Genomic DNA, 8,435 nt, shown 5'->3' with positions numbered 1-8,435 from the left:
ATATAATTCCACTGTATGGCCATCTTATGCAACGATGTTGTCCTCAAATGGTCCTGCCCACCAATTTAAAGATGAAAATAATGACGGTGTTCAGGATATACGTATTGGTCCATGTTGGGATGCAGAAGATGAATCTTCTCCAAATAGTTTAGCTAATTCAGATGACACGAGTTTAGGCTATCTCAATAATTGTACAACAAGTGATGAAAATGAAGGCAGTATTCGAATACACAGACATAGTACTGGAGACACTCTTGTTTTGGATAACCCTGGGGTGTCTCAAACTTTATGGATAGGTGATACTTATACTTTTTATGTTGATGTACACTTTGAAAATACCGATACAGATAAACACTTAGAAGTTGGTATCGATTTTACAAAAACAGGTGATTTTACAACGGTTCTCGTTGCTGACTTAGATAGCGCTTCAAGCCCACATACCGTTTCTCAGGCATTCACTATTCCATTTTACTCACATAATGTAGATACCCTTCAAACTTATATGAGAGTCCGTATTTGCGACTCATCATGTACTTATACAACCGATTCACTGGGGCAGAAAATTTTAACTTCGACGGGCGTGCAGCCTGCTGGAGAAATTGAAGATTATAAAATTAGTTTACGCTCACCATTTGATTTAGGTGATGCCCCATTTGATGCCAATGTTGCGGACTTTGCAGATGAGTCAAATGGCCCTATGCACCATTTCAGATCCTCTATGTCAAATGATTATTCTGAACCGGCTCTTACTTTAGGCTCTTGTTGGGACTCTGAGGAGTATATGACAGGTAATGCTAATGCTGATGTCGATGATAATTCTGCAGTGGTCGGTGGGGCTACAGGCATTTCTTTTGGTGGCTGTGGTAATGATGATGAAGATGGTGTGACATTACCAGCAACTTTTGTTGCGGGTGAGACAATTAATGTTTCTATTACTTACAGGCTAAATTATTTTACTGCGAGCGAAGTTGATTGGGCGTTGTTTATTGATTGGGATAACAATAATGACTTCACTGGTGACTTAACTAACTACGGTACGATATCTCATTCACTAACAGAATCAGGGCAAGGAGCGATTAGAACAATTAATGTTGCTGTTTCAGTTCCAGAAACAGCAGTATTAGGTGAAACATATTTAAGGGTAAGAAATTGTTTAGGAGGTATTATTGGTGAGGAGTCCTATGATTGCCAAGTACCGAAAGGCAGAGCATTAAGTGGTGAGGTTGAAGATTATAAAATTTCAATTGAAGGACCTAAATTAGATTTTGGTGATGCTCCTGATACCAGTGCAGGTACTGGCGCAGGTAATTATCAAACAACAAGCGGTAGTGGTGGCCCTTCACATAAAATTTCAGATACTGATGTAGATGGAGTGGTTGATTTTCGTCTTGGTACCAATTGGGATGATGACAGCGGAACTCTGCAAAATGCTACAGCAACAGCGGATGATACTAATGGTACAGATGACGAAGATGGCATTTCAATTCAGCAAATATTAGCGGATAACTCTTTACCTGAAGTTACCAATGTTTATGCAGGGGATGCGATTAAGCTAACATTTACTGCTGGTATAGATACTAACTCCGGTCACCCTGCCACTGCTTATATCATGAAAACGTGGATTGATTGGGATCAAAGTGGGACATTTGACACTGACGAAGTCCTTTTTGCTGAACAAAGAGCGTTACCTACAACAAGTGACACTTACAACAAATATTTTCTTAATTACAGAGTGCCACTTTACAATTCGACGGGTGATGTATTTATTCGTTCAAGAATATGTTCAACCGATTCATGTCCATCAGGTGGTAGTTTAAATGCTACTGGCCACCTTGATGATGGGGAAGTTGAAGATAAAAGGATGAACATCCAAAGTAGTGAATATGACTTTGGTGATGCCACAGATACTAATACTTACACCAAAACACAGGGTGATTATGCCTCGATATGGACACAAGATGGCGACCCTGTTCCTATGCACCGTAAAGCGGATAGTGATGGTGATGGTCAGGTTAACATCAAATTAGGAAGTATTTGGAACGCCGATAATGGTACAACGACTTCATTTACTGACAGCAGTGATGATGGATATGCCGGTCCTTTCTATTTACCTAAATGTACAAGACAAGATATAACGTTTACCGTCACCGCTGACAATGACTTTTTATCAACAGCGTATATCAATGCATGGATAGATTTTGACAGAGACGGTGAATTCAATACTAGTGATAACTGGTTCCGTCATACAGAAGACTTCTCTTCTGGATCAAGAGTGAGAGAAGTTACTTTAACTGACCAGTTAATCGTATGTTTTGTAAGTTTAGGAGCAAGTTATTTACGTTTTAGGGTTTGCTCTGTTGAAGATGAGTGTCAATATCCAGAAGGCAATATTACACCTAGTCACCTTGTTGCCACTGACGGAGAAGTAGAAGATTATCCAATTACTATTGGTGAGCAACTAACTGTTTCTGGAAAAGTTTATAGTGATGTTAACTCTGACCAATCACCGAGTGGTGGGGCAGAGTCAGGTATCAGTAATGTATTGATTACCTTACATGATAAAACGACTAATACGTGTCAATACGAATCAACCGATGCCAATGGGCTTTACAGTTTCGATATTACATTCGGTAATGATTATGATGTGTATGAAACCTCATCCAGTGGTACGTCAGCCTGTCCTCCTTCTCCTTCTAGCGAGATAGGAGACAGTAGCGGCTTTATTTCAACCTCGCCTAACAAAGTTGAATTAGGCACTGTTACCTCAGATCAAGAGATTAATTTTGGCGATAAATTGTTAGGTAATGCTTTTTCAACTTGTCCTTCAGAGGCATTTGTTAACCCATATCGTTTCTCTTCAGGTGCAAATAGCTATTTTGCTAAATTGTATCCCGTTACTGCATCTGTAACGGCAACAAGTTCAAGTAATAATGATTACGATGCGTTTGGCTTTAGTGTTCAACAGAACAGAATATTTGGTATAGATATAGCGACTCAACACGTAGTTGCGGTTGATTCGGTTGGTTATAAAATATTCAGCGTGAATGTTGGGTTAGATTCTGCAAGGGATTACGTTGCAGGTGATATCAGTGACGATGATATATTGGTTGTAATCGATGATCAGTCAAATGTTCGCTTCATTAATGTTGATTCAAAAAGTGCTAATTATTTGTCAGTGGTAGGGACCACTAGTTTATCGAGTGCGATCAATTTCCAAGATATCGCATTTCATCCAACCAATAGTAACGTTGCCTTTGCTGTGGGTAATAATAACGATGCTTACCGTTTAACCTTTAATTTCTCTAATTATACGGTTACATCGTCGTTAATTACTTCAAATACCCCAAGCAATGTCACAGGCCTTTTCTTTGATGCACAGGGCGTACTTTATATGTATGACCACAATAATGAAGAAATCTGGCGTTTTCCTGTTTCAAGCTCTTCTGCAACGTCGATTACAGGATACTTAGTTAAAGATAATATCGCGGCATTAAATCCTAATATAGGTAGTGATGCTGCAATGTGCCGTAATGCTCAATTCTTAACTGACTTTGCTGATGCACCAGATAGTTACGCCACATTATTTGCTTCTGGTGGGCCAATGCATGACGTAACAAATGGTGGTTTACCGCAAATTGGTAGTGGAAGTTCCGACCATGAAACTGAAGCTGCTGCATCGACGAGTGCAGACGGTGATGATAATGCAGGTTCAGATGATGAGCATGCGTTAACAAAGCCAACATTTTATGGGTATCTTGATTCTTCTAGTGCTGATAGTTCATTGAACGCATTGTCCTTTAATATTCCCGTTACGCCTGCTTCGTCTTCTGGCCATATCTATGCTTGGATCGATTTTGACGGTGATGGTACCTTCTCTGACGAAACCCTATCTACTTCTACCATTTCAACATCAGCAAGTTCAGTGCAATTAACGCTCCCTGTTCCTGCACATGTTCAGCCTGTTGATAGTTTCATCCGTTTAAGAACCTGTGTGACCAGCTCAGACTGTGACATGCCAACAGGTTTATTATCTGCTTCAGGTGAGGTTGAAGATCATGCCATTTCTTTGATGCCTACAGGGGATATTGAAGTAGAGTTGGCACTTGATCCTGGTCAAACAGTCACTAATGGTATTCCTTTTAATCTTGTTGTGTCTGTCAGAAACCACAGTTCATTTATTGTGCGTGATGTTATCTTACAAATGACAATTCCTGATGATTATATTTTCATAAAAGCTTATCAAGGTGATGGCCAAACTGAATTGGCGCCAGGTATTTATGATGAATCAACTAAACAATTAAATCTCGGTAATGTTGGTGTCGGTTTTGATGACTATGCGACATTAAGGTTTATTACGAAAACAACATCGCCAGCTTCTCTTGTGGGCGAGGTGCTTTCTGCGAAAATACAAGATACTGTTTCTTCAAATGATAGCGACACAGAAACTCCAACAGTAGTTACAACAGTACAGCCTAGTATATGTGTAGCACCCATGGTTGAAGAAAGAGGGGACGCTAAACTCGATGCGGCAACTAACGAGTACATTATTACCGAAGAAACAATAAGTCAGCGTGGTTATCTGTGGAGTTACGACCTCATTGATCTTGGTGTTCCGCAATATTTTGAATTGGCAGTTTACCTAGGAGACAGATCATGTAACAGCGGCTGTAATGCTGGTACTGGAACAATAGAAGCCGGTGCCGATGGCATGACTTTTATCATGACAACGGATTCCCGTGGTTTCAACGCCGTCGGTTCATGGGGGGGATTACTAGGTGTTGGCCCTGGAGGTGATGGTCCAATAAGTCCATCGGTTATTTTTGAATTTGACACTTATGATAATGCAGGTAATGGCTACAATGACGATCTGAGTACTGCTGGCGGTACGCCAAATTATATTGATCATACCGCGGTCTATCTAAATGGTGATTTAAGTTCGGGTAATGATGCTATTACATTGATGGATCCTGTTGCGGTTGGTGGCCCTACTGCGACTGGAGCATTAACCGGTGAACTAGAAGATGGCAGATACCACATCACACAGTTTTATTGGGATCCTGCAACGAATAACTTCCGGTATTATTTAGATGGTGTTGAGATAGGAAACGTTACTTTTGATTTTGTCAGTCACTTTAATAATCAAGATAAAGTGCGATTCGGATTCTCTGGTAGTACGGGAGCGGCATGGAACCTACAAAAAGCATGCTTTACTAAAGCTCCAGTTGTGTTGGGCCCCGATCTTGGTGACGCTCCGGATATTTCTGCATCAACAGGAGTCGGTGACTATACAACGACTTATTCGAATAATGGCGCTGCACATGTTCAGTCTGATGATGACGATAATGGAGAAATTGATTTACGATTAGGGGCTCAATGGGATACAGATTTAGGCAGTTATCAAAATCCTATAGCACTTGCTGATGATGCTACCAATTTGGATGATGAGGATGGCGTCACCTTCTCTGTCTCTGAAATTGATGGTGTACCTTTTGCCGCAGCTGGCGAAGTCATTAATGTGACTGTCACCGTCAATGCAGATACTGTGGCGCAAGCAAATCCTATTCACCTATATGGTTGGTTTGACTTTAATCGTGATGGTGATTGGGATGATTCTGGCGAGAAAGTTATAAGCAGTACTAATGCTAATAATGGAATAAATAACTTTAGTGTCTCAGTTCCTAGCAATGTTACGTATGGGTATTCCTTCTTTAGGATTCGAGTATGTGACTCAAGTGCGTGTGATCGAATCGATAGTACTGTGGATATTGGCGAAGTAGAGGACTATAGATTCCTGTTTTATGCCTTATCAAGTAATAGTACCTGTGACACAGCACTTCAAACGCGTTTTGTTAGCTCAAATTACATTTTTGAGCGACTCAACTTGGCTAATAATCCTTTAGATACCACAGCAATAGAATCACCATTAACGGTGATTAATCAGTCAAATATTTCTGGGCTTAATGCCATAGGTTTTGATACAAGCAATGGCTACATTTACGGCGTGTTTGAGAATACGACTACGCAAGAGTTGCATCTTTTTGTTACCGATCGCTCGGCTACAAATGTCGTTGATTTAGGTTATGTTTACGGTGATAGCAATATTGATATTCAGCTATCTGATGGCAACTCTGTTGCTATTTCTAAAGGGAATCCTTTCAGTACAGCTGCTCTTGCTAGTCCTACTGCCGGTGCGATGTCTTCTGATAACCAATACTTATATGTATGGAACCCTGCTTGGCACTCGATAATAAGGATCGATGTTGCAACACAAGAGATGTCAGTCATTGATTTCAACTTCACGGGAGGTATTACAGGGATCTCTGCTGGCGATGATATTGCGGTTGATAGTATTCGTCATCATATTTATGCCGTAGATATTGTGGCAGGGTATTTATATCAAATAACAACATCAGGAGATGTAAGTCGAACCTCATTACAGTTCAATGGATTGGCGTCACCGACAGTGGATGGAAGTGGTAACTTACAAACACAAGCGTTGGTGATGGATAATATGACCAATTTGTATGTATTTACCAATGGTGGTAATCATGACACGAATAATGATAATACAATAGATAGTTCAGATATATCAGCTGTTTATAGAATTAATGTGCCTACCGCTGCTGTGACATTCCAAAAAGAATTGAATACCAGTTCCCAAGTAAATTCTGATGTTGCAGGGTGTTATCAGTCAAAAGATTTCAGTGATGGAGATAGTCAATACCCGACCGCATCTCATTTATACGTTGATAATATAAATAACACAGACAACTCAAATGTGCCTGATGGTATTGGAGACTTCTTATTAGGGACAAATATCGATCCAGAGTTTGAAGCGAAAGTAAGCGCTCAGGCAACGGGGGATAATTATCATGCATTGGATGATGAAGAGCTTTCTATTCCTTCACCAATTATTGTTGAAACACCAACTAATATCGATGTTCCTCTTGTCGGGGCTGGCTATGTGAATGTTTGGGTTGACTTAAATCGTGATTATGACTTTGACGATGCAAATGAGCAGATTGTTAATGATAGTTATTTTAATGCTGGTGCCAATTCTGTTTCTATTGATCTTGATGCCGCGAGTGCTAATGGGTATAGCGGTGAAACGACGATGCGAATTAGGTTCTGCTCTGCACCATCAAATTGTAATACGCCGACGGGAGAGGCGAATGATGGCGAAGTAGAAGATCACGTCTTTGAATTACTTAATCGTATCGTATTAAGTGGATTCATATTTGATGATAATGGTGTTTCAAGTGGTACGGCTCATGATGGCATTAAAGATAGTGGTGAAAGTGGCCTCAGTGATTTTGATGTAACGGTAACGTTTAATGACAGTGGAGTTGCAGGTATTACAACTGGTGACATCATATCAACCAAAACGACTCGCGGAGATGGATATTACCGTTTTGTATTGGGTGTAGATTATTCAGGTAAGAATTTAATTTTAAATGTGGTGCCTCAATCAAGATGGATTGCGGTGAGTGAAGCCAATATTACAGGTGTAAGTCAAGTTACTAGTACAAGTAATCAAGATGGACAAATGTCAGTGAATGCTTTTGCGGGTGATGATGTAGCAGGGCTAAATTTTGGTAAAGTCGCAATGCCATCGTTGACTGAAAATCTATTTAAAGAGACTGAACCAAACAAAGCCGTTTTATTCCCTCATCGTTTTAAATTAGCAACATCTGCGAATGTTACATTTACCATTGAGAAAGACAGTAGGTACACAGACTCTAGTGGTTGGAATATTACTCTTTATTACGATACAAATTGTGATGGAAATATAAATAATATCGATAATAAAGTTATTTTAAATTCAGCAATACTTTATACAGGTTTGACTGATGTATGTTTAATTAGTCGTGTTTTTGTTCCTGCGAATGCGTATTTTAATACTCAGTATGCATACAAAATAAATGCAAGTGTTGAATTAGCAGGTGTTTCTCCTCAATTAACTAAACAAGTTGTGGTAGAAGATACGACTAAAATAACGTATGCAGGCTCTGGTCAGTTAAGTTTATCTTTAACAGTTAATAATATATCGAAAGATAACTCACCATTATTAATTAATAATGGTGAGCCCGGAGATATTCTTGAATATGAGATAACTTATAGAAATAGTGGTACAGGCCCAATAAGAGATATCGTAATTTATGAGAATACACCACCATTTACGAAACTCTCAGAACCAGTAAATTGTTCTTCTTCTGAATTAAGTTGTGTCGTAAATACAACACACGGCACTAATACCGTTGGATATCAAGGTGAAATTCAGTGGACGCTTACAGGCGACTTATTACCAGGACAAATAGGCACATTAAAATACAAAGTTTCTATTGAATAATAATATTATTTTTTCTTAAAAATGGTATTAATAAATTCAGTTTATCTAATATTATTTATATATAGCTATTAATTTTTTTTCAGGA

1 protein-coding gene is annotated in these 8,435 nt (G+C 39.3%); it reads left to right on the top strand.

Annotation, left to right across the window (positions count from 1 at the left end):
* The first annotated feature begins 823 nt into the window (after positions 1-823).
* Positions 824-8,350 (top strand): GEVED domain-containing protein, encoded by a 7,527-nt coding sequence (locus tag C9J46_RS05255; protein WP_369918875.1) that lies wholly within the window; start codon positions 824-826, stop codon positions 8,348-8,350.
* Positions 8,351-8,435 lie beyond the last annotated feature (85 nt).

The sequence above is a fragment of the Photobacterium sp. GB-36 genome, from assembly GCF_003026135.1.
Lineage (GTDB): Bacteria > Pseudomonadota > Gammaproteobacteria > Enterobacterales > Vibrionaceae > Photobacterium.
This window is presented reverse-complemented; position numbering and strand designations above follow the sequence as displayed.